The organism is Halorhabdus salina, assembly GCF_013839425.1.
In the GTDB taxonomy this organism is placed as follows: Archaea; Halobacteriota; Halobacteria; order Halobacteriales; family Haloarculaceae; genus Halorhabdus; species Halorhabdus salina.
The window spans coordinates 47,671-73,579 of sequence record NZ_JACDNP010000008.1 but is presented as its reverse complement, the minus strand read 5'-3'; the positions used below and the strand labels follow the sequence as shown (position 1 = coordinate 73,579).

At 62.7% G+C, this 25,909-nt stretch carries 26 protein-coding genes; 9 read left to right on the top strand and 17 right to left on the bottom strand.

Translation table 11 applies throughout. The annotated features are described in order from the left end of the window. Nucleotides 1-64: 64 nt before the first annotated feature. Nucleotides 65-472, top strand: a complete 408-nt coding sequence (locus tag HZR20_RS11040) for a hypothetical protein (protein ID WP_181686767.1) — start codon at nucleotides 65-67, stop codon at nucleotides 470-472. A 59-nt stretch (nucleotides 473-531) separates the two neighbouring features. On the opposite strand, the gene HZR20_RS11035 is transcribed toward HZR20_RS11040, so the two are convergent. Further along, nucleotides 532-1,845: an NAD(P)/FAD-dependent oxidoreductase gene (locus HZR20_RS11035; protein ID WP_181686766.1), complete on the bottom strand. Its 1,314-nt coding sequence runs from the start codon at nucleotides 1,843-1,845 to the stop codon at nucleotides 532-534. A gap of 92 nt (nucleotides 1,846-1,937) precedes the next feature. Further along, nucleotides 1,938-4,139 (bottom strand): sensor histidine kinase, encoded by a 2,202-nt coding sequence (locus HZR20_RS11030; RefSeq protein WP_181686765.1) that lies wholly within the window; start codon nucleotides 4,137-4,139, stop codon nucleotides 1,938-1,940. Between the two features lie 134 nt (nucleotides 4,140-4,273). Between HZR20_RS11030 and HZR20_RS11025 the strand changes: the two genes are divergently transcribed. After that, nucleotides 4,274-5,152, top strand: coding sequence for a homoserine kinase (locus tag HZR20_RS11025; protein ID WP_181686763.1), 879 nt, complete (start codon nucleotides 4,274-4,276; stop codon nucleotides 5,150-5,152). A gap of 33 nt (nucleotides 5,153-5,185) precedes the next feature. Here the strand turns inward: HZR20_RS11025 and HZR20_RS11020 are convergent, their stop codons facing one another. Continuing rightward, the gene (locus HZR20_RS11020) at nucleotides 5,186-6,394 is read right to left on the bottom strand and encodes a mechanosensitive ion channel family protein (protein ID WP_181686762.1); all 1,209 of its coding nucleotides are present in this window, start codon (nucleotides 6,392-6,394) and stop codon (nucleotides 5,186-5,188) included. 224 nt (nucleotides 6,395-6,618) lie between these two features. Here HZR20_RS11020 and HZR20_RS11015 point away from each other — a divergent pair, with 224 nt between their 5' ends. After that, entirely contained in the window at nucleotides 6,619-8,397 is a 1,779-nt protein-coding gene (locus HZR20_RS11015) for a zinc-ribbon domain-containing protein (protein ID WP_181686760.1), read from the top strand. Nucleotides 8,398-8,455: 58 nt separating this feature from the next. Here the strand turns inward: HZR20_RS11015 and pdxS are convergent, their stop codons facing one another. The 4 genes from pdxS to HZR20_RS10995 all read right to left on the bottom strand — a co-directional run bounded on the left by pdxS (nucleotide 8,456) and on the right by HZR20_RS10995 (nucleotide 10,809). Then, complete coding sequence (gene pdxS, locus HZR20_RS11010) at nucleotides 8,456-9,361, bottom strand: pyridoxal 5'-phosphate synthase lyase subunit PdxS (protein WP_181686758.1); 906 nt, start codon at nucleotides 9,359-9,361, stop codon at nucleotides 8,456-8,458. Between the two features lie 68 nt (nucleotides 9,362-9,429). Beyond that, a complete protein-coding gene (locus HZR20_RS11005; RefSeq protein WP_181686757.1) occupies nucleotides 9,430-9,636 on the bottom strand; it encodes a helix-turn-helix transcriptional regulator in 207 nt (68 codons plus the stop codon). An 11-nt stretch (nucleotides 9,637-9,647) separates the two neighbouring features. Continuing rightward, a complete protein-coding gene (locus HZR20_RS11000; protein ID WP_181686755.1) occupies nucleotides 9,648-10,214 on the bottom strand; it encodes a hypothetical protein in 567 nt (188 codons plus the stop codon). Between the two features lie 13 nt (nucleotides 10,215-10,227). Then, entirely contained in the window at nucleotides 10,228-10,809 is a 582-nt protein-coding gene (locus HZR20_RS10995; RefSeq protein WP_181686754.1) for a hypothetical protein, read from the bottom strand. Between the two features lie 101 nt (nucleotides 10,810-10,910). Between HZR20_RS10995 and HZR20_RS10990 the strand changes: the two genes are divergently transcribed. Then, nucleotides 10,911-12,152, top strand: coding sequence for a tripartite tricarboxylate transporter permease (locus HZR20_RS10990; protein WP_374057595.1), 1,242 nt, complete (start codon nucleotides 10,911-10,913; stop codon nucleotides 12,150-12,152). A gap of 26 nt (nucleotides 12,153-12,178) precedes the next feature. Here the strand turns inward: HZR20_RS10990 and corA are convergent, their stop codons facing one another. The 3 genes from corA to HZR20_RS10975 form a co-directional block, all read right to left on the bottom strand. Beyond that, a complete protein-coding gene (corA, locus tag HZR20_RS10985) occupies nucleotides 12,179-13,156 on the bottom strand; it encodes a magnesium/cobalt transporter CorA (protein WP_181686749.1) in 978 nt (325 codons plus the stop codon). Next, a complete protein-coding gene (locus tag HZR20_RS10980; RefSeq protein WP_181686747.1) occupies nucleotides 13,153-13,314 on the bottom strand; it encodes a hypothetical protein in 162 nt (53 codons plus the stop codon). The genes corA and HZR20_RS10980 overlap by 4 nt, the downstream gene beginning before the upstream one ends. A gap of 168 nt (nucleotides 13,315-13,482) precedes the next feature. Continuing rightward, a complete protein-coding gene (locus HZR20_RS10975) occupies nucleotides 13,483-14,157 on the bottom strand; it encodes a TIGR00266 family protein (RefSeq protein WP_181686746.1) in 675 nt (224 codons plus the stop codon). A 162-nt stretch (nucleotides 14,158-14,319) separates the two neighbouring features. Here HZR20_RS10975 and HZR20_RS10970 point away from each other — a divergent pair, with 162 nt between their 5' ends. Beyond that, a complete protein-coding gene (locus HZR20_RS10970; protein WP_181686744.1) occupies nucleotides 14,320-14,751 on the top strand; it encodes a universal stress protein in 432 nt (143 codons plus the stop codon). Between the two features lie 36 nt (nucleotides 14,752-14,787). Here HZR20_RS10970 and HZR20_RS10965 read toward each other — a convergent pair whose 3' ends face one another. The 3 genes from HZR20_RS10965 to HZR20_RS10955 all read right to left on the bottom strand — a co-directional run bounded on the left by HZR20_RS10965 (nucleotide 14,788) and on the right by HZR20_RS10955 (nucleotide 17,805). Further along, complete coding sequence (locus tag HZR20_RS10965; protein WP_181686742.1) at nucleotides 14,788-15,558, bottom strand: DUF429 domain-containing protein; 771 nt, start codon at nucleotides 15,556-15,558, stop codon at nucleotides 14,788-14,790. A gap of 176 nt (nucleotides 15,559-15,734) precedes the next feature. Continuing rightward, nucleotides 15,735-17,225, bottom strand: coding sequence for a cysteine--tRNA ligase (gene cysS / locus HZR20_RS10960; protein ID WP_181686741.1), 1,491 nt, complete (start codon nucleotides 17,223-17,225; stop codon nucleotides 15,735-15,737). Between the two features lie 112 nt (nucleotides 17,226-17,337). Continuing rightward, nucleotides 17,338-17,805, bottom strand: a complete 468-nt coding sequence (locus HZR20_RS10955; protein WP_181686739.1) for a DUF7523 family protein — start codon at nucleotides 17,803-17,805, stop codon at nucleotides 17,338-17,340. A gap of 77 nt (nucleotides 17,806-17,882) precedes the next feature. On the opposite strand from HZR20_RS10955, the gene HZR20_RS10950 reads away from it, so the two are divergent. Together HZR20_RS10950 and HZR20_RS10945 are read left to right on the top strand one after the other, a co-directional pair. After that, nucleotides 17,883-18,746 carry a CbiX/SirB N-terminal domain-containing protein gene (locus HZR20_RS10950; protein ID WP_181686737.1) on the top strand — a complete coding sequence of 288 codons (864 nt, stop codon included), beginning with the start codon at nucleotides 17,883-17,885 and terminating at the stop codon, nucleotides 18,744-18,746. A 100-nt stretch (nucleotides 18,747-18,846) separates the two neighbouring features. After that, nucleotides 18,847-19,953, top strand: coding sequence for a DR2241 family protein (locus HZR20_RS10945; protein WP_181686735.1), 1,107 nt, complete (start codon nucleotides 18,847-18,849; stop codon nucleotides 19,951-19,953). A 6-nt stretch (nucleotides 19,954-19,959) separates the two neighbouring features. Here HZR20_RS10945 and HZR20_RS10940 read toward each other — a convergent pair whose 3' ends face one another. The 3 genes from HZR20_RS10940 to HZR20_RS10930 all read right to left on the bottom strand — a co-directional run bounded on the left by HZR20_RS10940 (nucleotide 19,960) and on the right by HZR20_RS10930 (nucleotide 22,285). Beyond that, nucleotides 19,960-20,517, bottom strand: a complete 558-nt coding sequence (locus HZR20_RS10940; RefSeq protein WP_181686733.1) for a DUF7524 family protein — start codon at nucleotides 20,515-20,517, stop codon at nucleotides 19,960-19,962. A 33-nt stretch (nucleotides 20,518-20,550) separates the two neighbouring features. Further along, nucleotides 20,551-20,745 (bottom strand): methytransferase partner Trm112, encoded by a 195-nt coding sequence (locus HZR20_RS10935; protein WP_181686730.1) that lies wholly within the window; start codon nucleotides 20,743-20,745, stop codon nucleotides 20,551-20,553. 160 nt (nucleotides 20,746-20,905) lie between these two features. Continuing rightward, nucleotides 20,906-22,285 carry an adenylosuccinate synthase gene (locus HZR20_RS10930; RefSeq protein ID WP_181686728.1) on the bottom strand — a complete coding sequence of 460 codons (1,380 nt, stop codon included), beginning with the start codon at nucleotides 22,283-22,285 and terminating at the stop codon, nucleotides 20,906-20,908. Between the two features lie 163 nt (nucleotides 22,286-22,448). Between HZR20_RS10930 and HZR20_RS10925 the strand changes: the two genes are divergently transcribed. Continuing rightward, nucleotides 22,449-22,754: a hypothetical protein gene (locus HZR20_RS10925; RefSeq protein ID WP_181686726.1), complete on the top strand. Its 306-nt coding sequence runs from the start codon at nucleotides 22,449-22,451 to the stop codon at nucleotides 22,752-22,754. 23 nt (nucleotides 22,755-22,777) lie between these two features. Here HZR20_RS10925 and HZR20_RS10920 read toward each other — a convergent pair whose 3' ends face one another. Next, on the bottom strand, nucleotides 22,778-25,357 hold the full coding sequence (locus tag HZR20_RS10920; RefSeq protein ID WP_181686724.1) for a DUF7527 domain-containing protein: 2,580 nt from the start codon (nucleotides 25,355-25,357) through the stop codon (nucleotides 22,778-22,780). A gap of 113 nt (nucleotides 25,358-25,470) precedes the next feature. On the opposite strand from HZR20_RS10920, the gene HZR20_RS10915 reads away from it, so the two are divergent. Continuing rightward, complete coding sequence (locus HZR20_RS10915; protein WP_181686722.1) at nucleotides 25,471-25,860, top strand: DUF7541 family protein; 390 nt, start codon at nucleotides 25,471-25,473, stop codon at nucleotides 25,858-25,860. The last annotated feature ends 49 nt before the right edge of the window (nucleotides 25,861-25,909 follow it).

Sequence of the window (25,909 nt, the reverse complement as noted above, 5' to 3'; positions counted from 1 at the left end):
ACGAGCCCATTGGGCATATTTGCAATGCGAAACCGTTTTGTTATGCTGTGTTGTCAGTTCTGGCGTGACCGCCACCAGCCAGCCAGCGGATCGGTCAAGCCCCCATCCGGTCAAATCGTTCAAAGAAAGCTGGCAACGTGGGAAACGCATTGTGTCTGCGTCTGTCGCGATCAACATGGTGCTGTTCCCGGTAGCCATCGCATTCGGTCACACACCTGGTGTGTCGATGACACAGACGATCGGTACAAGCAGCCTTGTCTCAGTCGGAGCAGCGCTGGCACTCACACGCTGGCGTCCGAACGCCAAGCCAATCAGTTGGACAACTGCTGTCGTGACACTTTTGGGGTACGGAATCGCGGAAATGTGGCTCGGAATTACAGCGCAGTCGCCAGGATGGATCCCCGTTCGTAACGCACTCGGTCTCTATCTCGTGGTGCTTGGTTTGGTTGTCGTGTATAGTCGAACACGATGATCCAGTATCCAGACGAGTGCGGTGACAAGGAGTCGGCTCACCACTCGATGGGGAGAGAATTACTGTGTTTCCTGGACTCGTTCGGCACACGTCTGGCCGGCGACGATCGCGCCGTTAAGCGAGCGTTCCGGATACTGGGCTTGTGAGGCCATCCCCGCGTAGTAGACGCCCTCGGCCACGTCGTCGCCAAGATCGTAGGGCACCACCATGTCGAGATAGCCTCGCTCGTAGATTGGAGCCGTCTTCGGGTTGCGTGCCGTCTCGATCCAGTTGACTGACTCGCGGTCGAATTCGGGGAAGAGGTCCTCGATCCCGGAAAGCCAGGTTTCCTCGACGCCGTCGTCGTCCTGTTGCCAGAGGTCGTCGTCCATGTCCTGGACGTACTTAACGGCGTACAGCAGGTGTTCACCACCATACCGCTCGGGCGGGACGTAGTTGGTGTGCTCGATCAGTGCACCGAAAGGAGCCTCGTCGGCGATATTGAGCCAGTAAGTGTCCGTCAGTGACTCTTCTATACTGAGTACCGAACAGACCGTGCCCTGGAAGTCGATCTCGCAGGTGTATCCCGTCAACTGCTCCAGCACGTCCGGCATCGTGGCGACGACGACCGCCTCGACATCGTGGGTCTGGACCCCCGCCGCTGTCTCGACAGTGAGCGACTCCACTCCAGCGCCGTCGATCGCCACATCAGTCACGCGGGCGCCAGTCACGATATTTTCACGGCCGACGGAGTCGATCAGTGCGTCGATCACCCGACCGAATCCACCGTCGAGGTAGCCCAGGAGTTCCCCCTTGAGAATGTCCCGTTCGCCGCGGAACTTCACGCGACCGAGCAGCCAGGCCGCACTGACGTCCTCCCAGCGGTCGCCGAACTTCGCCTCCAGAAGCGGTTTGAAGAATCGCTCGAAACAGCCCCGCGAGGTGTGATCGAGGATGAACTCCTTGACGGGCACATCCTCGAAATCCTCCAGTCGTTCGTAGGTGTCGAAGCTGGGGATGCCGCCACGGATGTCGACATCCAGCACGAGCATACCCAGCCGGAACTTGTCATACAGCGAGAGGTGCGGATAGGCCAGAATCTCCCAGGGCTTGTCCATCGGGTGGACGACGCTGTCGACGTAGTAGGCGTCGCTGCCGTAGCGCCATTCCAGATCCGACTCCAGGCCCAGTTCGTCGATCCACTCGACGATCGTCTCCTCGGATTTCGAGAGGTGGTGATAGAACTTCTCGATTGGATCGCCGGCGGTCTCGTAGGTCGCTGCGAGACCACCGAGGTCCGTGTTCGCCTCGAAAACGCGAACCTCTCGATCCTGCTTCTGGAGGCGGTGGGCGGCCGCCAGTCCGGCGATCCCGCCCCCGACGACGCCGATCATGGATCGGCTTGTGCTGGTTGGTGAATAGGCCTTTCCCTGTCGGCCCGTCCCGTGTGAGACCGAATCTGATCCCCAGAGGGACACTCAGACGATCAGAAATCGCGTTCCGCGTCGCCTCGCTGAAATTCGAGGACAGCAATTGCGCCCCGCGGATCGTTGTCTTCGAACCAGATATCCCCACCGTATAGATCCATCATGACGGCGACGAAGTACAGCCCGAACCCATGGGCGGTATCGCTGATGCCGAAGTTGCGCTCAAACAGCGATTCCTTGAGGTGATCGGAGACACCGGGGCCGTTATCAGCGATATAGACCTGGACCCACTCGCCGACATTCTGGACCGTAATCTCGATGTGAGTCGTCTTGGTGTCGTTGTGCTCGATGGCATTGCGGACAACACTCTCGAAGACGTCCGCGAGGAGGTCATTCGCCAGGACCGTCGATCCATCCGCGATGTCAGTCTTGATGGAAACATCGTGCTCGCCTGTGACGTCTTCGAGGCCTGTCGTGAGCGTCCGTTCGAGCGGGACTGACCAGAGACGCTCGTCTGTTTCGTCGGTCAGTGTATCGGTGATCGAGCGGATCGTTTCAGTCAGCGTCGCCAGTTCACCCGACCGCTCTTGGATCCGAGTGAGATGGCGCTGGCCGTCACTGTCGCTGTCGACGAATCGGGCCAGCAGATCGGCGTTGCTGTCGATGACCTGCATGCCGTTGCGGATATTGTGTCGAAGGACACCGTTGAGAAACTCGAGCTGTTCGGTTCGCTGGCGGACGATCCGCCGATTCTCCCGGAGTTCCTCTTCTCGGGAGACTCGTTCGATCGCCGTCGCCGTCGCGCCCGCCAGAATGTTTGCGAACTGTCGATCCTCGGCCGAGTATTCATCGGCTGACGCCGAACCGACGATCAGCAGGCCGTCGTCGTCAAGCGGGATGACGAGTAATGGCCCCGACCCGTCAACACAGTCGCCGATCGGGCCCCAACTCGCGCCGTCGGTTTCGATGACGCCCGGCCGTGTGCTCTTGTAGGCGTCCCACAACGCCCCGTCTTCGGGCGTCACGTCCGGCGGACGCCCGTCGACAATCGACGCAACTTCCGTCGACAGCGCTGCCGGGCGAAGGCAATCGTCTTCAGCCAGCAAAACCGCCGCGACCTCCTGATCGAGGACGCCTTCGACGAACGAAACCGCGATTTCAGCCACCTGATCGTCGATGCGAGCCTGGATGAACTGCTCGGTCGTCGCCTGCAAGGCCTCGACGCGGTCGAGCCGACGTTGCTGGACGGTCACGTCCCGAAGCAAGAGCAGCCGTCCACGACGGTGTCCGGCCCGGTCAGTAATGGCCTGTGTCTGTGGCCGAAAGACGGCATATGAACCGTCGCTGCGTGCAGGCCCGAGGTCCGAGACGGGCCGATCCGTGCCGAGTCGGTCGAGCAATTCCGGAGCGACGTCGTCCAGCGCTTGGCCCGATAGTGTTTCGACACCGAGCGCGGCGACAGCCGCCTGGTTGTGATCGATGATTCGATCATCGGTATCGAGCACGAGGACCGGATCCGGTAGTTCTTCGACGAGAACATCGCTGGCAAGCGGGGCCACGGTCAGGAAGTCGTACTCGAACAGCGCCCAGCCGACGAAAGCACCGGTTAGTGCGAACGCGAGCGGCGTCATATCCAATCCGGGATGAGGTCCAAAACCGAGTACGTCGACCGCATTAGCGATCAGCGGGAAGAGACTCGCACCGACGATCGTCGCCGTCTGCCGGCGATACACGCGTCGCGAGCGGACAGAGAACTCGACGAGGCGGTAGTACCCGAAAACGAGCAACAGATAGGCGACAGCAGTAAACAGCCAAAACGGTGCTCCCCGTGGATTGACGGGTGCCGTGATGCTGTTGACAGTCTGAAACGTCACTGCCACGTCGGCCAGCGAGTGGAGGGGTGCAGTGAGCAGAGTGAGCGAGTAGGCAAGCGGTGCAAGCCAGAGTGTAACGAGCATGTGCGGTCGATCCCAGTTGTCGTATCCGGTATACGCCAGCGCAAACAGCACCCAGAGCGGGGCGACGTGTGAATAAGCCACGGTCGAGAGGACGGTCAGCACGGTTGCGGCCGTCGAGCTCGTGGTGAGCAGCGCCAGGGCGTCCGCAACTGCCCAGACGCAGACGACAGCCGCGAGTCCACCGAACGGAATCGCTTCGGGGACCTCACGGTGACGCCAGGCGTAGACGGCGAGCCACCCAGTCACGACCCCGGCAGCAAGGTCACCGGCCACGAGCACGAGGCGAGCGAAATCTAACTCCATGAGGGCCAGGTTGGCGATTGCGGGGACGGGGGCTTATCAGTTGTGCGTTCGATTAGGTGGCCGACACGTTTCGCCACCCGAAGGAGCCTCGACAGTTCGCTACCTTTTTGCCAGCAGTCCGGCAACAGCGAGACATGTTGACGGCGCGGGCACCAGCCACGAGCGCGAACCTTGGGAGTGGGTTCGATGTCTTCGGGATCGCGCTCGCCGCGCCGGCTGATGTCGTCCGCGTCGAACGCGACGCCGAGACGACGATCGAAGTGACAGGTGCCGGGAGCCAGTACATCCCGGAAGACCCCGAGAAAAATACCGTCGGTGCCGTCGTCGACGCGCTGGACGCGCCGGCTCGGATCGAGATTGACAAAGGGATTCGCCCGGCCTCTGGCCTCGGTTCCTCGGCTGCCAGTGCGGCCGCGGCGGCGGTCGCGCTCAACGAACTCTACGATCGCGGAAAGTCCCGCAAAGAACTGGTCCCGATCGCTGCCGAAGGCGAGGCAGTCGTCTCCGGGGACGCCCACGACGACAACGTCGCGCCGGCAATTCTGGGCGGCTTCACCATTGCGACACCGGACGGCGTCACACAGATCGACGCAAATATCTCCCTGGTCGCCTGTCTCCCGGAAATTGTCGTCTCGACTCGTGACGCACGGCGCGTCGTCCCAACGGAGACGTCCGTCGACCAATTGGTCGAGACGGTCGGGAACGCGGCAACGCTCACCGCGGGAATGTCCCAGGACGACCCGGATCTCGTCGGCCGAGGCATGGAAGACAGTATCGTCACGCCGGCCCGAGCGAAGCTGATCGACGGCTACGACGCCGTCCGGGAGCGAGCGCTGTCAGCGGGCGCGACTGGCGTGACGATTAGCGGTGCCGGCCCGGGCGTCCTCGCAGTCTGTCGAGACCGCGACCAGCGGGCCGTCGCGACGGCCATGCTCGATGCGTTCGACGAATGGGGTGTCGACGCTCGGACCTACCAGACACGGATCGGTGCTGGCACCCAGCTATACGAGTGATCGCGCCCAGTCCACCAAGCTCGGTCGGTACCGCTATGAGTCGTGAGTGGATCGGCTACTGCTCTCCAGCGATCCAGCCTCGGCGTCGCGAACAGTGAATCCGCCGGTTTCGGCTCGCCCAGTGAGTTCACGCTGCGGGAACGGGATCTTGATGTCTTCGCGTTCGAAGGCCGATTTGACCGACATCACAACGTTCTCGACCGCGTTCCACTTTCGTGGCGGCGTCGGATGATCGATCCAAAACCGCATCTCCATGACGATCGCCGAGTCGCCAAACGCCTTTGGCACGATCTGTGGCGGCGGTGCATCGGCGATCACGCCGATCGATTTGATCGTCTCCAGGGCGACTTCCTTTGCGCGTTCGGGACTGGACTCGTAGTCGATCCCGACGTCGATGCGCAATCGGAGGAGACCGCGCTCGCTCCGGTTGACAATTGCTCTGTCGCTGACGCGGTCGTTCGGGATGACGACGACCTCGCCGTCGAAGTTCTCGAGGCGCGTGTTGACGATCGTGATGTCCGTGACGACGCCTTCCTCGTCGCCGATCTGGACCCAATCGCCGATCGTAAACGGTCGGGAAAACATCAACACGAATCCGGCGATGATCGATCCCAGCGTCTGGCGAGCGGCAAAGCCGACGACAATTCCGAGGAACCCCGCGCCGACGAGCAATCCCTGGAGGTTGATGTTCCAGATCGTCAGTCCCAGCAGGCCAGCGACCACGAGAATCGTGAGCTGGCCCATCCTGACGACGATCTCCTGTTGGTGATCAGTCATCCAATCGGCTTGCTCGCTGATTCTCCCGACGGCCTGTTGGAGTTGATCGATGGCGATGTATGCCGCGATGGCCAACCCAACCGTCAGCAGCAACTGCGTCAGCATCGGGATCGACTCTTTGATCAACACGAGCAACTGCCAGGCTTCGGCCATACCACCCCAGACGACCAACAGAGCTACCGTAGCACCAAACAGGATGGCAGATTGCAGCCCACGTACCAGGAGGTAGGTGGCCGTTGTCGGAACGTACTGACTCAGAACGTCCGCACCCTCCGCAACCTTGCCGCGGACGAATCGGTCAGTGAACAGCGACCAGACGCGGCCAAGCACACGCGGCACGACGACGACCGCCAGCAGGATCGCGACGAGCAGAACAATCGCCGACCACGCCAGCTTAGCTTCGGTACTCGTCAACGCAGATAGAAAATCACGGGCCTGCGTCACAACGGACGCAACGGATTCCATATGCTAAATCCCGAGACGAACAGACTTGACGATTACCCTCGCGGATAACCACCCAGACTGGCGGACGGGCCGACCGAGTCGCGGGTGATACGGATCAGAAGACCCATCATGAGTCCGCAACACCTGACGAATCAGGCCACCGCTGGCCACACACTCGCTTACCGTCCCAGCAACCCGCTCATCCAACACGCACCTTTATAAACCCGGTGGGTCATGTCAGAAACATGTATTGCCACGAGTGCGGGGACGAAGTCCCCGAATCGGCCGGGATTTGTCCATCGTGTGGGGCGACGTTGACAGTCGGATCCGAGGCTGAGAACGAACCGAGCGAGCGAACAACTCCGAACGAACCCGACCAGCAGGGGAGGCCTGAAAACCAGCCCCCAACTGGACAGAACAAGTCGCCGGGAACAGACACGGGGCCAGAGACTGACGACGAGTCAGAGAGCCAGCAGCCCTCAGACCCGGCTGGGGGAATGCAGCAGTCACCGGGAACCACCGATCGGGGAGAGTCGAAAGGTCCAGACGGCCAGCCGTCTAGAAGTGGGCCACGTCAACAGCCCGGGCAACCGGGACAGAGCGGGCCATCACCGCAGGGAACAGGTACACAGCCCACACAAGGCCAACCGACAGACACACAGCCACCGCAGGGTAGCGGCCCCCAACAGGGACAGGGTTACCCACAACAGAGCGGACAGCCACCGCAGGACGGCCAGCCCCGACAAGGCAGCCAGCCTCCCCAGGGACAGGGTGGGCAACCACCCCAGGGTGGACAGCGACAGTCTCCAGCCCAACCGGTCCAGGGGCGGCCAGGGGGCCAGGGCGGTGGCCCCGGACAGCCAGCACCAGCGGGTGGTCCAGGCGGCGGCTACGGCGGTGGCTTCGATCTCGACCGGTTACGGACGGTGCTTCCGTTGCTGTCAGGAGGGATTGCCGGGGCGGTCGTCGGAGCAGTCATGTTCGCCCTCGGAATCGGCATCGCGGTACTGATGCCTGAGGGGCTGGTCGACAATCTCCTCGAAATCGGTGCGGTGACCACGATGGATCTGCACTTCGCGACGCCAGACCATATCGTTCCGTACCTGTACGCGACGTTTGATACGTTCCAAGCCGGCGAAGCAGCGTTCGGGTTCCTCTACCTGCTCGCGCCGCTATTGCTGTATCAGACGGCGAAACTCATCACCGACTCGAACCTCTATGAGAACGCATCGCTGACAGACGGCGTTCTCACGGGAGCGACCGTCACGTTGGGTTATCTGCCGGTCATGCTGATCGCCGCGGTTCTGGTACCGACAACGAGCAGTTCAGAATTCTCTATGATGACTGCGATCGTCCTCGCTGGCCTCATCTACCCGCTCCTGTTCGGTGGTCTTGGCGGCTTCGTCTCGTGGTACTTCGGGCCGAGTGAGCGCAAAGCCGGCACGTCGTACGGCACACTCGCCTTCTTCGGCGTCCTGATCGGGCTGTTCGCGACGAGTTACGTGTACATGGACGTCTCCGAGCTCGTCGAGGTCTCGACCCTGGACCGGTTGCTGGCCTCGTTCGTGGTGTTTGCCCAAGTTCATGGCCTCTCGATCGGCGAAGGCGTGAGTACGGCGGCGATCCCGTACCTCGTGACGGCCCTGATCGTCGGACTCGTTGGCTTCGTTCGCGTCCGCCGGAGCAACTACGTTCGCTCACTGACTGACGCCTTCGCGAAAGGGACGACGCCAGCGATCGCGTACCTGACGCTGTTCGGGCTGTTCACCAGTCTCACTGTCGTCGCAACCAGCGGCTTCGTAATCGACGAACTCGAACTCGGCCAGATATTCTACGTGTTCGCCCAGGCGTTCAATCAGAATGCGGTCGCCGGCATCGGCGAGTACGCCAACCTGATGCTCGTGGGCACGATCGTCTACCCGGTCGTCGTCGGCGGCGCTGGCGGCGCGCTAGCGTGGTGGCTCGAAACCCGTAATCGCGCCCCAGCGCCCCAACAGCAAGCGCCCAGGAATCCGCGACAGTAACGCGCGACAAACGGACTACCTTTCTCACTGAATCAGCCAAAAAAACAGCTATCGACCTTCAGACGCCGCGACCTTGCATCTGCTCGTCTTCGGGCAGGTCCGCGTTCGCGTCGCCTTTCATTCCCGAGCCGATGTTCGACGCGATAGCTGCCAGTGTCTCGGGATCGTCCCAGTTGTTGACAGCCTCGACGATCGCCTCGCCCATGGCCTGGGGATCCTCGGCACCGAAGATGCCCGAGCCGACGAAGATGCCGTCACATTCGTGGTGCATCATCAGCGCCGCGTCGGCAGGAGTTGCGATCCCGCCGGCGGCGAAGTTGACGACCGGCAAGCGCCCCATCTCGGCGGTCTCGTGAACGAGTTCGGCCGGCGCTTCGTGCTCTCGCGCCCAGGCTTCCCGTTCCTCGTGGCTCATCCCGTCCAATTTCCGGATCGCGCTCTTGATGGTGCGCTGGTGGTGGACGGCCTGATTGACGTCGCCAGTGCCGGCCTCGCCTTTCGTTCGGATCATCGCCGCGCCCTCGTCGATCCGGCGCAGTGCTTCCCCGAGATTGCGAGCGCCACAGACGAACGGACTGGTGAACTCCCGTTTGTCGATGTGGTAGGCGTCGTCGGCCGGCGTCAGGACTTCGCTCTCGTCGATCATGTCGACGCCGATCGCTTCGAGGATCTGGGCCTCCTTGGTGTGGCCGATGCGGGACTTGCCCATCACCGGAATCGAGACTTCGTCGATGATCTCCTCGACGTCGGCGGGGTCGGCCATCCGCGCGACGCCGCCGCGTTTGCGGATGTCCGCCGGGACTGCTTCCAGGGCCATCACGGCAACTGCGCCCGCATCCTCGGCGATGCGGGCCTGTTCGGGGTTGACGACATCCATGATGACGCCACCTTTCTGCATCTTTGCGAAGCCACGCTTGACCAGATCGGTACCGCGACGCAGGTCTTCGAGATCGGTTTCGGTCATTGCGGTTAGATTGACCGTGGATTCACTTAACGAGTCGCTTTCGCCTGTCGACCGCAGCGTCCGGGCACTCAATTTTCGCCATCGTCTTCCCGCCAGAACAACTCATCAACAGTCGTGTCGAAAAAGTCCGCGAGGTCGAAAGCGAGTTCGAGCCGAGGGTCGTAGCGTCCCTGTTCGATGGCGCCGATGGTCTGGCGAGTCACGTCGAGGGCTTCCGCCAGGTCCTCCTGGGTGAGATCGTGCTTGACCCGTCGAAGTTCGATATCGTTTTCCATGCTTCTGTCATTCAGTTGTGCGATTGGACGTAGAGATACGTGCCATACCAGCCGAACAGGCCGATCCCGATGTTCAGCGTCAGTATCGTTTTCGCGGAGACCGTGTAGGAGAGAAGTAGTTCGGCCCACAGGAGCCCCCCACTCACCAGGACGATGATGGCAAGCATCCAGAAGGCCGACTTGTACGTCAGCAATCGCATCCGTTCGTCGGTCCGGGTCACTTTCGTCCCGGTTTCCCGTTTGTGGATCCAGTAGACGATAGCGGGGATGAAAACCACCAGAAACGCTAGATTGGCGACGTCACCCGATCCGACGAACGGCGTGATTGCGACCGACCCGAGACCCACGCCGAGGAAGCTAGCGACGAGCGCCAGCGTCCGACGACGCGAAACCTGGCCACTCCGGCGGCGGAACTCGACGACCCACGACAACCCGAGGACGAAACTCCCAGCGATCGTCAGGCCGACGCCCGGGAGATATTCGACGCCAGATTCGAGCACCATCGCGTAGCCGCCGCCAAAGAGTGCAATCGCCAGTGTGAACAGGGCGATCACACCGACTCTTTTGGTATCGAGCATTCTTTCACACCCATCAATTGTGCGTCTGTAGGTAGCGATACGCGCCGAGCCAGCCGAATAGCGCGATCGCGCCGACGACGGCGATCATTGTCTCAGCCGACACGACGACGATACCGACCTCCCGCAGCCAGAGCCACAGCCCTGCCACGACGATGAGTGCGACAAGCACTCCGTAGGCCGCCTTGTACGCCAACAAGCGCATACGTTCGTCAGTCCGACCCAGGAGGCCCATGCGTTCAGTCCGACCTGGCGTCTCTGACTGTAGGGTATCGAGCCAGTATATGAACACGATGACGAAGACGAGGGGGAATCCTTCGTTGATTTCTCCGCCAATCAGTCTCGAGCTGACGACACTCCCGACCCCGACGACGAGAAAACTCCCGACGAGCGCTCCCGCACGCCGCCGTGAGACTGATCCTGTCTGCCACCGGAACGCGATTATCCCAGCTAGCCCCAGTACGGCACCACCTGCGATCGACAGGGCTGTTCCTGGATTTATCCAGGTGCCCACGTCGACGATGATTGTGTCTCCAACCCCAATGAGGGATACTCCAGTTAGGAACAATCCGATCATCACCCATTTGTCCCGGTCCATGTGTATATGTTCTTTTCCACTATGTTAATGAAGTTTTTCATTTGGTCGGTCCCCGCCGCTCGAGCCGCGACTTTATGACTGACAACGAAACCAATGCCTTCGTGTTCGATCTCGGCGTCAGAGTCGCGTTCGCCCCCGAAGCGACACTCCTCGCCGTTGGCGCAATCGCCGGTGGAATCTGTCTCGGGACGATCAGCGGGCTGACGCCCGGCTTGCACGCCAACAACTTCGCACTGTTGCTCGCAGCGGTCGCCCCAAGCATTCCCGCTCCACCGCGCCTGGTCGGGGCGGCGATGCTCGCTGCGGGCGTGACCCACACGTTCCTCGATTTCGTGCCCGCACTGGCCCTTGGCGTCCCCGACCCGGCGATGGCCGCAAGCGCGCTCCCGAGCCACCGACTGGTACTCGCCGGTCGTGGGCGCGAAGCGCTCCGGCTGTCGGCACTCGGCAGCGGGCTCGCGGTCGTCTTTGCACTGCCGCTCGCGGTTCCGGTGACGCTCGCTATGTTACGGATCTATCCCACACTCGCTGCGAATCTGCCGGTCGTCCTGACGGTGATTGCCGCGGCAGTGATCGCCACAGAACCGACGACCCACGCCAGACGGGCCGCGCTGCTCTCGTTCACCGTCAGCGCACTTCTCGGCGTCCTGACGCTTGACGTCCCCGCGGCGGGTGTCTTACCAGTCGGCAGTATGCTCGCCCCACTGTTCGCCGGGCTGTTCGGCGCGCCGGTGTTACTCGACGCCATGCGCGGGTCGGGGATCCCACCGCAAGACGACCCGACGGTCCGGACGACACAACGCTCGGTGGGCGGGCTCGCCTTCCTCGGGACCGTCTCAGGCGCAATTGTGGGCTATCTCCCCGGCGTCTCCAGTGCCGTCGCGGCGACGCTTGCGCTGGTGAGTACGCCAACGAACCAGGGCACTCGCGGGTTCGTCGTCACCACCAGCGGCGTGAACACCTCGAACACATTGTTTGCCCTCTGTGCGCTGATCGCGTTTGGAAATCCCCGCACCGGCGTCCTGGTCGCACTCGATCGATCCGGTTCCCCGCTTGCCTGGCCGCTCCTGCTGGCTGCGGTGTTGATCGCGGCAGCGATCGGCTTCGTACTCGTACTCGTTGTCGGGGACTGGTATCTCCGGACCGTCCAGGGATTGAATCACGCCCGCCTCTCGATTGCCGTCCTCGGGGTGTTGGTCGGCCTCTCGGGGCTCTTTGCCGGACCAATCGGGGTCGCTGTCTTCGTTGTGAGTACCGCAATCGGACTGATTCCGGCACGCCTTGGCGCACGGCGCGTCTCGCTGATGGGCGTGTTGCTCGGCCCGTTAATACTGGGCGTCTGAGCGTGACGTACCCACACCGGGACAACTCAGAGATAGGACTGTCGCCGGAAGTACATGACCATCAGGCCCGCGACGATGGCCATCCCGAGCAGGACGGCTGGATAGCCGAACTGCCAGGACAGCTCGGGCATGTTGTAGGGACTGTCGGCGAAGTTCATCCCATAGACGCCGACGACGAACGTCAGCGGGATAAAGATCGTCGCGACGACGGTCAACACCTTCATCACCTCGTTGGTGGACTGGCTGAGTGCGTTGAGATAGATGTCCCGCGTGCCGACGACCAGATCGCGGTAGGTTTCGATGAGATCGACCAACTGGATCAGGTGATCGTAGACGTCGCGGTAGTACTTCTCGGTGTCCCCCTGTATCGCCTGGACATCGCCACGAGCGAGGACGGCCAGCGTTTCGCGAACCGGCCAGACGACTTTCCTGAAGGAGAGCAGTTCACGCCGGACGCTATTGATCGATTCGAGCAGGTCGGCGTCCGGGGATTCGACGACCTCGTCCTCGATCGCTTCGATCTGTGTCTCGAGGTGTTCGAGGATCTCGAAGTACTCGTCGACGATGACGTCCAAGACCCGATAGGCGGTGAAGTCCGGTCCACGTTCGAGCAATCGCTCGTCACCCTGGCGAACAGCCGTCTGTACCCGCCCGATAACGTCGGCGCTCCCGGTTGCGACGGTCACCAGCCAGTCCTCGCCGATGAAGACACCGACCGGTTCGTCGTCGATCTCCTCCTCGAAGGTGGTCTCGCCGCGAGTCAGCCGGGCGGTCTTCACTAAGGCGAACGTGTACGCACTGAATTCCTCCGCCTTCGCGCGGACGTTGTTCGTGACGTCTTCGACTGCCAGCGCGTGGAGATCGAACGCGTCGGCGACAGTGTCGATCTCAGCGGTCGTCGCGTCGCTGACGTGGACCCAAGTGGTGCCAGCAGCCGACCGCGCCGCGTCGATGTCCGACTCGGACTCGACGCCGGTGCCGTCGTAGGCAAGCGCCTCGATCACACTCCCCCCTCCGTTGAGCGATCGATCGCCAGCAACGTCAGGCCGGTCATCACCCCAGTCAGCGAGAATGACCGGCCAGGATAGGCCACGAACAGGCCCGCGAGATACGCGCCGAGTCCGAGTACGGAAAAGACGATCCCGACAGTTAGCAGACGCATACCCGCTGTCTCGGCAGGCTGATAGAAAAGCGTTCGCCCGTGTGGATGGCAGGATTCGATACCCCGTGGAGAGACAGTTACACGCTGCCAGCGCCACTCCGATCGGTCGACAGTGGGCTGGTGGCAGGGAGAGGCACCCGATCAGGACGCATAGTGTGAGCGGTCCCGTCAGCTGTCACTCGGCATCCGCGGGGCGAGTATCGACACCAGCGCATCCATGTCCCGCGTCTGGTACCAGGCCGTCCCCGGGCCGCTGAACTCGAAGACGACGCCTTCACCGCTCAGCAGCGTCGACTTGAGGCCACCGACGCGCCGCGTTTCGAAGTCGATCGTATCGTCCCAGGCGACGAGATGTTCGTTGTCAAGGACGTAGGACTCACCAGGGCTGAGGTCGAGCCGCTCGAGACCGCCGTACGCGTCGATGAACGCCGACCCGGTCCCCTTCAGCGCGAGTGGAGTGAGCGATGCCTCGCCCAGCATGGATTTGAGGCCGCCGAGTTCGGAATCGATCTCGACGGTCCCCTCCGCCGCGAGGAACGCGCCATCGATAGTGTAGAGCGTCTCCCCCTCGAGTTGATGTTCCATCACGTCACCGGGCGAGGGCGGTGCGAAGGTGATCTGCCCGGGGCCGTCCTCGGCGACGAAGTTGTTCACGAACGCCGACTCCCCGCCGAGCATCGCCTTTGCCGAGCCCAGAATTCCGTCACCGCTCGATTCTGTCTCGACGGATATCGTCGGGGAGTGGCCGACCATGGCCCCGGGTTCGGCCATGATCGACTCTCCGTGCTCCAGTTCAACGATGAGATGCGTGTAGGACGGTCGGTGCGTGTACTCGAAGTTCATATTCCATGAGCACCCTCTCAGCAGAGCGGGTTAAAAGTATCCAAGAGTGACGGTAATAGCGTTACGGCGACGCACATGTGGCCGAACGCTACCATCGTGCCGGCAACGAAAACAGCCGATTCGCGGGAATAGACTTTTTTCAGCGGCAGCCAACGTCCGGATATGCGATATCTCGTCGGCACGGATGGCTCCGAAGAGTCCAACGAAGCTGTCCGGTTCGCATCCCAACACGCACTCGCATTCGACGCGACCCTGGAGATCTTGCACGTCCTTCAGCCCGATCCAGAGTTGAAAAACGGCGAGATCATCCTTCCGGGCGGGAGCAAAGCTACCGAACACGCCAACCAGCTCCTCGAAGACGCTCGGCAACTGGCAGCCCGAACTGTCGAGGATTCGGCGGACGGCCTCGCCATTCAGACGGAACTGCTGACCGGCCGACCGGCCGCCGAGATCGCCGACCGCGCCCGGGAGACCGAGGCCGACACGATCTACGTCGGGCACCGGGGTCTCTCCGAGGAACGCCAACAGGTCGTCGGAAGCGTCGCTAAGAGCGTCATCGACAAAGTAACCGTTCCAGTGACGATCGTCAGGTGAGTGGGGACGGCCGCCCTCGCTTGACCGGGTTCACGATCACTCGCTGTGGTTTTCGGCGATCGAAGGTAACCGCGTTTGATTCACGTCGCCCGGATACACGATCTGCATCGGGAGGCCGCGGGCGTCACGCGGGGGTTCCGAATCGGTGGGGAGTCGGGACAACTCGTCGTCGGGGCGGCGGGCCGCGAGTGCTGCGACCATCGCGTCCAGCACGTCGTCCTCGCCGCCGGCCAGCGGCGCGTAGTCGGGTTCGAGGTAGCGCTCGCAACTGTCCTCGTAGATTGTCGTCGCCGCGGGGTACTCCTCGGCGAGGAGTGCCCGTCGCCGATCGATTCCCTCGGTCGTTGTCTTCGGTGGGACCGTACTGTGACCGTTGAGTGCGTAGAAACAGAGTTCGGGGTGGGTCTCGACGAGGCGATCCCTGGCACCCGGGTTCATGTCGATGAACTCGTCGACCTCCCGAATGCGCGGGACGATCGCCCACGCCTGGTTCTGGATACTGTAGCCGGCCGCCTCGTTGGTCTCCTTGGCGGCGGCGAGATTTTGCTGATAGACCGCCTGCCGGACAGGTGTATAGAAGACGCTGGAGCCCCGCTGGCCGAGGGTTCCCTTGGCTTCGACGTCGCAGGCTCGACGCCCGCTCGACGGGAGGCCGATCGGGATGTCGATGAAGATCCGCGTCGCGTCGCTATGGCGCTTCCAGACGCTCCAGATCGTCGGGAAGAAGTCGGTCTCCCAGTCAGTGTCGTACAGGACGACGCCGAACCACCCCTTTCCGGCCCAGTCGAGGCCGATGTACTTGTCCATGTGTGGGGGCTACTCGGAGACTTTTGAAAAGTGTACTGCGGACGATGGTGTATTTGACTGCTCGACGCTGTGGCGATCCACACCAGGGAGAGGGACTTGCCAATCGTCGTTGAGGTGTCGAAAGACTCGCGCGGTTGGGATCCTGATCGGCGACGAAAGACGCCAGTGCAGACTTTTCAGGGCAGTCGATACGTCGGCCCGTCGTCACTGTCCTGGACCTCGACGCCCAGCGCGGCGAGTTCGTCTCGAAGGTCGTCGGCGCGCTCGTAGTTGCCAGCCTCACGTTCACTCTCCCGAACGTCCAGCACGAGTTCCACGAGATCCTCGGCCAAACGGACGTCACCGCCGTCGCCCTCATCTTCCGCCAGCGGCAACCCGAGCACGTCGACGCCGAACTCCTCGAAGGCCTCGATCGCCCCTCGAAGACCCCGGTAGTCGTAGGTGTCGTGGCCGTCGACGTGGCGGTTGACCGCGTTCGTCAACTCCAGCAGCGCGGCCAGCGCCTCGCGAGTGTTGAAGTCGTCGTTCATCGCTCGGGGGACGTCCTCGCGGACGGCCTCGACGGCTTCCCGCAGGTCGTCATCCTCGACCTTCGTCCCCGCGTCGACGCTGTCGGCGGCCTCGACGGCGCGCTCGTAGCCCCGCCGGAGCGTCTCGAAGCGATCGGCGGCTTCGGCCATCGTTCCCTCGCTGTAGGTCGCCCGGCTGTGATAGGCCGTCGACAGCAGGAAGGTCCGAACGACGCCGAGGCCGTGCTCGGCGATGGCCTCCTCGACCGTGGCGAAGTTGCCAAGCGAGGAGGACATCTTCTCCGCTTTCGTTTCCAGCAGGCCAACGTGTAGCCAGTAGTTGGCGAACTGTTGGCCGGTCGCCGCCTCGCTCTGGGCGACCTCGTTCTCGTGATGGGGGAAGACGAGGTCCTGGCCGCCGACGTGAATATCAAGCGTCTCATCGAGATGGGTCATGCTCATCGCCGAGCACTCGACGTGCCAGCCCGGTCGCCCTTCGCCCCACGGCGAGTCCCAGGTCTGGGCGGTCTCGCAGGCCGATTCGGCTGGTGCAGCCCCGTCATGGCGGTGCTCGGCGATGTCCGCGGGAGCGACGCCGTCAGCCTTCCAGAGCGCGAAGTCCTGCGGGTGGCGTTTCTCGCCGCGCTCCTCGGGATCGCCCTGGGCGTCCAGCTCCTCGACGGTCTGGTTCGAGAGGTCGCCGTACTTCTCGAACTCAGTGACGTCGAAGTACACCGAGCCGTTGGCTTCGTAGGCGTAGCCCCGGTCAATCAGCGTCTCGACGAGGTCGATGATCTCGGGGACGTGCTCTGAGACCCGGGGATAAACGTCGGCCCGCTTGAGGTTCAGCGATCGCATGTCCCGAATGACGTCCTGAATGTAGTTGCGGGCCACGTCAGCCTCGCTGTCGCCGACCTCGCCGACGCGGGCGACGATCTTCTCGTTGACGTCGGTGAAGTTCTCGACGTGGTGGACGTCGTATCCAAGCCAGTCGAGCCAGCGGTGCATAACGTCGACGTGGACCCACCCACGGGCGTGGCCCAGATGGGGCGGATCGGAGGTCGTCAGGCCACAGTAATACAGCAGGACGGAGTCGGAATCGCGTGGCTCGAAGCCCTCTTTTTCGCCCGAAAGCGTGTTCGTCACACGAAGGGTCATTGGCTGAAGGTTCGGCGGCGAGCGTTTCAATCCGTCGGATCGGGTGACGAATCACGTCAGTGGCGGGCAGTCGAGCCCCCCGCGCCTCCGGCAGTGCTGTCTGCTGGGACCCTTACACCAGCCCTTCGAGGAACTGGACCGTCCGGGGACCGTCCCGACGTTCGACGAGTACAACGAGCGATTCGTCCGCGACACCTGCCGCCGTCACGCTGACGTCTTCGGCGTCCAGCCGAGCGAGGGCGCGAGTCAACAGCCACGGGTCGACATCCCCGGCGACCAGGACTGCCGTCAGGGACCCTTCTCCCGGAGCGAACGCCCCATCGCCGACCACCAGGAGGCCTTCAGCAGGATCCCCAACACGGCCAACCCCACTCTGCATCGTGACCCGCGCCGACCGGGCCGATTCGTCGCGTGCTGGAAGTTCCTCGCCGTACCGGCGGAGGGCGGCGGCAACGGCGTCCACCTCGCCGACGTCAAGCAGCCGAGCGGCCGCGGAGTAGTTGATCACTCCGGCCCGTAACGCCTCGTGGATGAACGGCCGGGCCCGGACAGCCTCCCGGGCCTGCTCTGCGAGTGTCATACCGCTGGGTGGGGCCGGTAGTCGCATAAATCCCCAGTAGGCCAACGGCTAAGGCCGTCCTCGGCCAACGCCTGGCCATGTCAGCGCTGGTGATCGCCGCCCACGGCTCCCACCTCAATCCCGAGTCGAGCCGGCCGGCTCACGAGCACGCCCGCCGCATCCGCGCGACCGGCGCGTTCGACACCGTCCAAACGGCGTTCTGGAAGGAAGAACCCCACTTCCGGGAGGCCCTCCGGACCGTCCCCAGCGATGAGGTCTATCTGGTGCCGCTGTTCATCAGCGAGGGGTATTTCACCGAGCAGGTGATCCCCCGGGAGTTCCGTCTTGAGGGCTGGACCGGCTGGGATTCGAATGGGACCAGCGCCGTCACCGCCACGCTCTCGGCCGAAGACACCGGCCAGACGGTCCACTACTGTGGCCCCGTGGGGACCCACGACGCGATGAGCGACGTCATCGTCCGGCGCGCGGAGTCAGTCACGGGCGACCCCGACGTCGGCGATGGGGTTGGCCTCGCCGTGGTCGGGCACGGCACCGAACGCAACGAGAACTCCGCAAAAGCCGTGACGTATCACGCCGATCGGATCCGTGCTCGTGGCCGCTTCGATGAAGTACAGGCCCTCTTCATGGACGAGGAACCGGAGGTCGACGACGTGACAGACTATTTCACCAGTACCGACGTAGTTGTCGTGCCCCTGTTCATCGCCGACGGGTACCACACCCAGGAGGACATTCCGGAGGACATGGGGCTGACCGAGGATTACCGCGAGGGGTGGGAGACGCCAGCGACGGTCGAGGGCCACCGGATCTGGTATGCCGGTGCCGTCGGAACGGAGCCGTTGCTCGCGGAGGTCGTCGCCGAGCGGGCAGCCGACGCCGGTGCCACTGTCGGCGACAGTCTCGACCGTCTACGAGCGGGTGACGCCCCAGTTCGATCGGCCTGAGAGGGTGACACACGAAATCGGACGAGAGCCGCGTCGTTGCATCCCTGACGTGACCTGCCGGTGGCGGAGCGTTTTATCCGCCGAGAATCTACAGACGCATATGGACCGCGAGCCGGTCGAGGCCCTTCGCGAGGCGGCAGCCGCAGGCGTCGAGTACGACGGACTGTCGGCCAGTCTGGACGGTGAAACGCTCCAAGTCGCCGTCGAGGACTCGACAACGACTGTCGACGACAGACGTCTCGACGACCTACCCGAGCCGTTCGTTCCCTACGTCAGGAACTGGGTTTACTGGCACGAGACCGCCCCCCAGCGGCCGGCTTTTCGGGCGTTCCTCCGGTGGCTCGAACGGGCGAACGACGGCGAACCATCAGCGGTCCCGGAACGCTACGACGCCCTCGAAACCGGCGTGACCCGGACCTGGGGGCAACTGTTGCTTACAGCGAGACTGTCCGAGGGGGGGCGGCGTCGATACGAGCTTCGCCACGTCGACGACCGGGATGTTCCCGCCGGTGACCTTCAGGTCCACGGGGGTCCGAACGACGCAGAGACGATCGCCAGACACGACGACCGTGATCGCTATCGACCGCTGAAGACCGCGCCGACGTTGCGTTCCGGCTGGCTGTTCCCCGACCTCGGCCCCGACGAAGTGCTCTCGGTCGTGAGCGAATTCTATCCGGCCACGATCGAGAACTGGTTTCGGGAGCGCGAGGGGACGCTGGACGTGACCCACTACCGCGAGGCCGCCGAGCGCCAGACTGGCCGATACCGGTCGGTCTCGGAACTCCCATCCGAAGCCCTCGAGTGGGCCGCCGACGCCTGTTGTGTCGACTCACAGTGTCTCAAGCGCCGGGAGTGGGACGAAACTGCGGACGAGCCCCTCGACGTGCCGCGAGGCGACGGACCGTTCCCCTGCCGAGAGCCGTGTTCGCTGTTCGTCGCCGCCGCCAAGGAGTGGACGAGCCTCGAAGACGAAGCGACGCGGACCTACGAGATCGAACTCACACCCAGCGAACGCGACCAGCTCGAAGCAATCGTCGACGCTGTCGCCGACGGTCGGGTCGACGAGATCCGTGAAGCCGACCTCGGAGACGGAGCCAATCGCTATCGAGCGCGGTATCTTCGAGCCAAGCGGTTCGGGGACGTGGAATCGCCAGCCTTCCAGGAAACTGATCGGACCCACGGCAGCGAAGAAGACACGTCGGACTGAGGACAGTCACTCGGCGACGAGAACGTATCCGGCCACGAGCACACCGAGCAAGACGGCAAGCGCACCCAGCGCGACGACAAACTGCTTGACGAGGACGGCGACAGCGAGGGCGAGCACCAGCGCCACACCGGCCAGACCAATCACTGGGAGTGTTGGGTCCGCTTCGAAGACACTGTCTGTGGGCTCTGTCTCAGTGGGCTGGGGGTGGGCCAACGACTCGTCGACCGTGACTGATCCGTTCGGCTCGTCGGGTTCAGTGAGGATAATATCGACGTATCTCGTCGTCGCCCCGTACCCGCTAACGACCTTGAGTTTCCCTCGTTGGGCAACACCGTCTCGGACGGAAACAGTCACGAAGCGTTCGTGGTTCTCATCGACGTAGTGATTGTTCGCGTCGAGTCTCGCGATGTCAGAGAGGGCATCGTCGAGGCGTAAATGGACGTGTGAGGCTTCCCCGTGATTGACCAGTCGGACATCGAACGTGCCAGTCGTCTCGTAGGACGCGGGCACCGCTAACTCGTGGAGTTGCTCACGGTTGACGTGGACTACCAGCGGATCGGCCACACGTGACAATCCGCAGGGACTGTTGAAAAAGCTTCAGGCCGGAGCATCTTCCCGCATGTCCGGCGGGAGGAGGTTCGGGATACCGTCTTCGATAGGATAGGCCTCGCCACACTCGCTACAGGTCAACGTGCCGGCGACGATATCGCCGTCCTCGCGTTCTGCGACGTCGAGTTCGAGGTCCTGTTTGTCCAGCGGACAGCAGATGATGTCTAACAGCTCTTCCTGCATACCACATGTCTGGCTCCCGCGAGCCAAAAGCGTGCCGCTCGACGTGACGACTGGAACGGGACAGCCACGTATCACCGGACCAGCAATGGCGCAACAGATCTCACTGACGCCCCAATCCACGAACCGTCAGAAGAAAGCAAAACGCAGGTATCGAGCCCACTTAGTACGGGTGCTGGCGAACGATCGTGTCTTCACGCGAGGGGCCGACACCGATCGCGTAAATCGGGACGTCGAGATCGTCGCTGATGAACTCCAGATAGGCGCGAGCGTTCTCGGGCAGCGCATCGTAGCCGTCCTCGACGATGTCCGCCCACTCCTGGTTCTCCCAGCCCTCGAAGGTCCGGTAGACGGGCTCACAGTCCGCCCACCGTTCGGTGGTTGGCGGAATCGTCTCCAGTCGTTCGCCATCGAGTTCGTAGGCAGTCGCGACCTGCAGTTCGTCCAAGCCGGCGAGCGTGTCGATGTGGTTGATCGCCAGCCCGGTGAACCCGCTTGCTCTAGTCGAGTGACGCAACATCGGCAGATCGAGCCAGCCGACCCGGCGCGGACGGCCAGTCACGGTCCCGTATTCGTCGCCGGCCTCGCGAATGTACGTCGCCATATCTTCGTTTTCGCCGTCGCCCTGCTCGTCGTAGCCGGGCGTGTCACCGACGACGCCCCCAAGTTCCGTCGGCAACGGACCGCTACCGACCCGTGAGAGATAGGCTTTGACGATCCCGATGACCTCACCGTCGCCGATGACGCCCGGCGATAGACCGGTTCCGACCGTCGCCCCGCCAGCGGTCGGATTCGAGGAGGTAACGAAGGGGTAGTTGCCGTGATCGATGTCGATAATCGTCCCTTGGGCCCCTTCGAGCATGAGGGCCTCGCCCGACTCGTGGGCGTCACTGAGATACGCGCCAGCGTTGACGGCCATACCCGCACGTTCGATGCGGCGGCCGTATTCGCTGAACTCCTCGAACAGTGCGTCGATGTCGAAGGCGTTGGGGTACTCCTCGAAGCCGTCGGGATCGAGGCCGTAGACGTCCTCGACGACCGCCCGTTTTTGTGGGACGACGTATTCCAGGCGCTCTTTGAGTACCGCGGGATCGAGCAGATCGCCGACCCGAACCCCGCGTCGCCCAGCTTTGTCCTCGTAGGTCGGTCCGATGCCGCGGCCGGTCGTCCCGACTTCCTGGTCGTCCTCGCTTTTGACGTCTTCCTCGATCCCGTCGAGGACGCGATGGAACGGCATAATCACGTGTGCCCGCTCGGCGACCCGAACGTCCGGGTCGAGGCCACGATCGGCGAGCATTTCGAGTTCGTCGAACAACGTCCGTGGATTGATGACACAGCCGTTGCCGAGAACGCCCACTTTACCCCGGATCGCGCCACTTGGAACGAGTGAAAGTTTGTACTCCTCGCCGGCGTGACACACGGTGTGGCCGGCGTTGTCCCCGCCCTGATAGCGGACGACTACGTCGGCTCCGTCGCTGTAAAGGTCGACAACTCGACCCTTCCCTTCATCTCCTAACTGCGACCCGACGATCGTGACAGTCATTAACTCCGGGTTTTTTCCCTCCCGATAAACCGATTTCGGTCCCGTACCTCTGATAGTGACTCTATCACAAGGATTATACTCCCGGCCACTCTACGTGACGCGAGGAAATTTTCGTAGACGGACAACAACCTTTAAAACCTCCGAACACAAGTTAACATGTGCCATGATAGATAGGCTTGAGAAAGAAGTGGACATGCTGGAGCGACATCTGCAGGTTCTGCGGATGGTCATCGAGAACGAACCGATTGGCATCGTGAAGATGTCCAACGAGACGGGATATCCCCATCACAAGGTACGGTACTCGCTTCGCGTTCTCGAAGAGGAGAACCTCATCGAGCCGTCCAGCCAGGGTGCAATCACAACCGAACAGACCCAGGAGTTCGTCGACGATCTCGACGAGAAAGTCGACCAGACCATCGAAAAGCTGGAAGGCATGAAGATCGACGACGCAGCCGAAGTCGAGAGTTAATCGGGTCGTTTCTACCCGTTAAGTCACAGTTCGGGGACAGCCATGTGGAACTGTTCTTCGCGTGCTTCGACCAGACAGAGATGAAAGCCCTGTTTTCGGGAAATCTTGACGTAACTCTCCCGCTTGTCCCGGCTCAGGAGGCCACCGCCAGTCGCATCGGCGGCCGTCTCCAAGGCACCGGGTTCGAAGAAACTCGACGTGACGAACATCGCAGCGGCGAGGCTCGCGTTCGATTCGCCGATGCGAGTAGCGGCCGTGACCAGCGAGGACATCTGGTCCTCGGTGGCCGCCTGTCGAGAATCGTTGATGTTTGCGACGACCAGCGGGTTTCCCATCCGATCGCGCAATACCACGTCGAAGGACTCCTGTGAGCGTTTCGTCTGACCGTCTTCTGTATATTCGACAGATATCGTGCCGTTGAGTTCGATCCGATCGATCCGGGGGAGCGCGTCGTAGAGGTCTGCAAGCGCGTCTTGATGGCCTGTATCGCGGATCTCGAAGAGCAGTTGCCGCACGATCCAGGAGACGTAGCGGTGCTCGACGGTACTGTGCAGGTGCGTCTCGAAGGACTCTCCGGAAACAACCGTCCCCTCCGACTCGAATTGGGTATGAGATTCGACGTCGAGATTTTGGTTGACGTCTGCCCGGGTCGCGCCGTTCTCGTAGGCTGATTTCAGCGTCGGCTCCCCCTTCGAGGCGTATCTGACGAACAGGTCGGTCCCATCTAAGGCCTCCTGCTGTCCGAGTCGTCGTTCAGGGGTATCGGCGTCGGCGTCGTCATGAGCATCCAGTCGGGATTTCAGCATCTCCCGTTCATCACGGAGGTCAGACAGTTCCCCCTCCAATCGCTCGAGTTCTGCCTGCAGGTCATCACGCTCGGTTTCGAGTTCGTCACGTTCTCGTCGAGCCGTTTCGAGATTCGATTCGAGGGTTTCGATGCGGTGTTCACGGTCCTCGATGGTCTCCCGGAGCGTCGCGACCGTCTCGGCATCCACCTGTGGTTCGGGCTCCGGTTCGGAGGCTGGTTCGGGGTCACTGGATGGGGCGACTTGCGCGTTACGTCGCTGGTTCTCTGGCTGGGCAGTCGGGGCTGTGTCCGTGGAGTGGCCCGTATCGGTGACGTCGCTCTGGGCAGTCGAAGAGCGTTCACTCGCTTGGTCGGGCTCGCTGGAGGACAGTGGTTTGGCTGACTCACCAGTCGGGACCTCGGGCTGGCGTTCGCGCTTGTCCCCGTTCCAAGAGCGTTCCGGATCCAGTGAGGGAAGCGTTCGCGTTTCCAATTCGACAGGGCCTCCAGACGATGGCGATTCCCCTGGACGGGACGAAGATCGCTCGGCCGGGCGGTCGACTCCATTTGTCCCAGTCTCGCGTCGCTGATCGGCCGTCGACGACTGGCCGGACGAAGTAGGCCCCTCGGTGGTCGGGTCCGCCGATTGTTCGCGAGCCTCCGACGGGCGATCAGCCGTCGTTCCCCCCGCTGTCGGTGTGTCCGTGTCGTCTTCCCCCGGATGTCGCGTCGATTCGGCGGACTCTGTGGGTGATTGGGCATGTCGGTCCGCCCGGTCGACACGCTCTTGGGTGGCCGCTCCGGCAGGCGTCGTCGATTCGGAGTTCGTGTCCGTCGTGGATGATTCCGCCGCCGATGTCTCGGTAGGGGCCGGTTCGTTCGACGGCGACTCACTGGCATGTGCAGTTGGTTCCGTACTCGCCTCAGCGTTCGAGTCCGCTCTCGTCTCGGCCGTCGGCTCGACACTCGATTCACTGGTCGATTCGTCCGCCGGAGCTGGTTCGGTCGAGACATCCCCATCTGATACGTCGGATTCGGGCTGCTCAGCACTGGTATTGGGTTCCCCGACTGTCGACGGCGTCGCTGTCTCGTCGGTTGGGGTCTGTGCTGATGATTCCTGATCAGCCGGTATCGCGTCGGAATCGTTGGGTGCGGTATCGTTGGCCGCCTCGGCGTCAGTCTCACTGGAGACAGGATCAGACACTTCCTCGGGATCGGTCGCCGATGCGTCCGACGACCCGGCAGCAGCCCCACCCGTGGACTCGGACTGAGTCTCCGGCTCGGGAATCTCGATCGGTTCGATATCGACCGGCCGGACCTCGTAGATCCCGACTTCGTCGTCGGCCCGCTGGAAGGCTTCGTCTTCGACGAGGAGCTGGGAACTCTCGCCGACGAAGGCGACGCTCATCGATCGGCCGCCGTGATAGACGATGTAGTAATCCCCGCTGAGAACGTTTTCGGACAGTTGGATGAAGCCCGTGAATCCGCCGTCCGAAAGCGTCGAATCGACCTTCGACAGCGGTGTATCCTCGGTGTAATACTTCGCTCGAACCTCGTCGCTGCGCGCTTGCATGACGATCAGCAGGGAGAGCGCGGGCGTCGGAGAAGCGTAGGCGGTCCCGTCGGCGTCTTCGAAATCGTCGATGGTCCCACCGACGATGCCGACAACAGTGCCGTTGAGCATACAGAGCGTGCCACCGGTGGCGCGAACGACGCCGGAGAACTCCCGGTCAGCAAGCGTCTGGAGCCCACGATAGCCTCCCTCGAACGAGCGCGTCTCCCACTGCTCGACTCGCTCGATGGCTTGTGTGGTCATTGTGACGAACAAGTCCCATGCGGGCCATATACTTTGCGCCCGCGTGCTGTACGGTCCCCGACAGACCGGCCGCCTCCGACGGACCTTTCCGGTCGGCAAGCCAAGACGTAGCCATGAGTGAACAGGCGAAGGTGACGGGGGATTTTCGCCGCGCGAGCCCCTGGCCGGTGTTCATCGCGCTCGGGTTCGCACTCGCGGAACTGGGCATCTTCGTCGGGTACTTCGCGGTCGCCGTCGGCGGCCTGCTGTTGCTGGGTGGGAGTGTCGCCGGTATTCTCGTCGAATCGGGCTACGCGAGTAGTGTCTGGCGTCCCCTTGCCGGCCTCGGCATTGCATTCGGCCTCCTTGGCGTCGCACTGGTGGCAAGCCAGGTCGACCCGGCCACCCTGGACGCCCTCTCTGTCGTGACCGACCCGAACGGCATCGTCGGGCGTGGCCTCGCAATCGTCGGAAGCGGCGCGATTCTCGTCGCCGTCGGCGTCACTGGCTTCCTCCTGGAGTAACCGAACCGATTGAGCGCGCTTCCGGCGCGGCCCGATTTCCGGTTCCAAC

Coding starts and splice junctions, on each gene's coding strand:
- HZR20_RS10950 (WP_181686737.1), top strand. CDS start 17,883: ATGTCAGCGCTGGTGATCGCCGCCCACGGCTCCCACCTCAATCCCGAG.
- HZR20_RS10920 (WP_181686724.1), bottom strand. CDS start 25,357: ATGACCACACAAGCCATCGAGCGAGTCGAGCAGTGGGAGACGCGCTCG.
- cysS (WP_181686741.1), bottom strand. CDS start 17,225: ATGACCCTTCGTGTGACGAACACGCTTTCGGGCGAAAAAGAGGGCTTC.
- HZR20_RS10980 (WP_181686747.1), bottom strand. CDS start 13,314: ATGCGTCTGCTAACTGTCGGGATCGTCTTTTCCGTACTCGGACTCGGC.
- HZR20_RS10965 (WP_181686742.1), bottom strand. CDS start 15,558: ATGGACAAGTACATCGGCCTCGACTGGGCCGGAAAGGGGTGGTTCGGC.
- HZR20_RS11020 (WP_181686762.1), bottom strand. CDS start 6,394: ATGGAATCCGTTGCGTCCGTTGTGACGCAGGCCCGTGATTTTCTATCT.
- HZR20_RS10935 (WP_181686730.1), bottom strand. CDS start 20,745: ATGCAGGAAGAGCTGTTAGACATCATCTGCTGTCCGCTGGACAAACAG.
- HZR20_RS10930 (WP_181686728.1), bottom strand. CDS start 22,285: ATGACTGTCACGATCGTCGGGTCGCAGTTAGGAGATGAAGGGAAGGGT.
- HZR20_RS11005 (WP_181686757.1), bottom strand. CDS start 9,636: ATGGAAAACGATATCGAACTTCGACGGGTCAAGCACGATCTCACCCAG.
- pdxS (WP_181686758.1), bottom strand. CDS start 9,361: ATGACCGAAACCGATCTCGAAGACCTGCGTCGCGGTACCGATCTGGTC.
- HZR20_RS10945 (WP_181686735.1), top strand. CDS start 18,847: ATGGACCGCGAGCCGGTCGAGGCCCTTCGCGAGGCGGCAGCCGCAGGC.
- HZR20_RS11015 (WP_181686760.1), top strand. CDS start 6,619: ATGTATTGCCACGAGTGCGGGGACGAAGTCCCCGAATCGGCCGGGATT.
- HZR20_RS11025 (WP_181686763.1), top strand. CDS start 4,274: ATGTTGACGGCGCGGGCACCAGCCACGAGCGCGAACCTTGGGAGTGGG.
- HZR20_RS10925 (WP_181686726.1), top strand. CDS start 22,449: ATGATAGATAGGCTTGAGAAAGAAGTGGACATGCTGGAGCGACATCTG.
- HZR20_RS10970 (WP_181686744.1), top strand. CDS start 14,320: ATGCGATATCTCGTCGGCACGGATGGCTCCGAAGAGTCCAACGAAGCT.
- HZR20_RS11000 (WP_181686755.1), bottom strand. CDS start 10,214: ATGCTCGATACCAAAAGAGTCGGTGTGATCGCCCTGTTCACACTGGCG.
- HZR20_RS11030 (WP_181686765.1), bottom strand. CDS start 4,139: ATGGAGTTAGATTTCGCTCGCCTCGTGCTCGTGGCCGGTGACCTTGCT.
- HZR20_RS10915 (WP_181686722.1), top strand. CDS start 25,471: ATGAGTGAACAGGCGAAGGTGACGGGGGATTTTCGCCGCGCGAGCCCC.
- HZR20_RS10975 (WP_181686746.1), bottom strand. CDS start 14,157: ATGAACTTCGAGTACACGCACCGACCGTCCTACACGCATCTCATCGTT.
- HZR20_RS10955 (WP_181686739.1), bottom strand. CDS start 17,805: ATGACACTCGCAGAGCAGGCCCGGGAGGCTGTCCGGGCCCGGCCGTTC.
- HZR20_RS11035 (WP_181686766.1), bottom strand. CDS start 1,845: ATGATCGGCGTCGTCGGGGGCGGGATCGCCGGACTGGCGGCCGCCCAC.
- HZR20_RS10995 (WP_181686754.1), bottom strand. CDS start 10,809: ATGGACCGGGACAAATGGGTGATGATCGGATTGTTCCTAACTGGAGTA.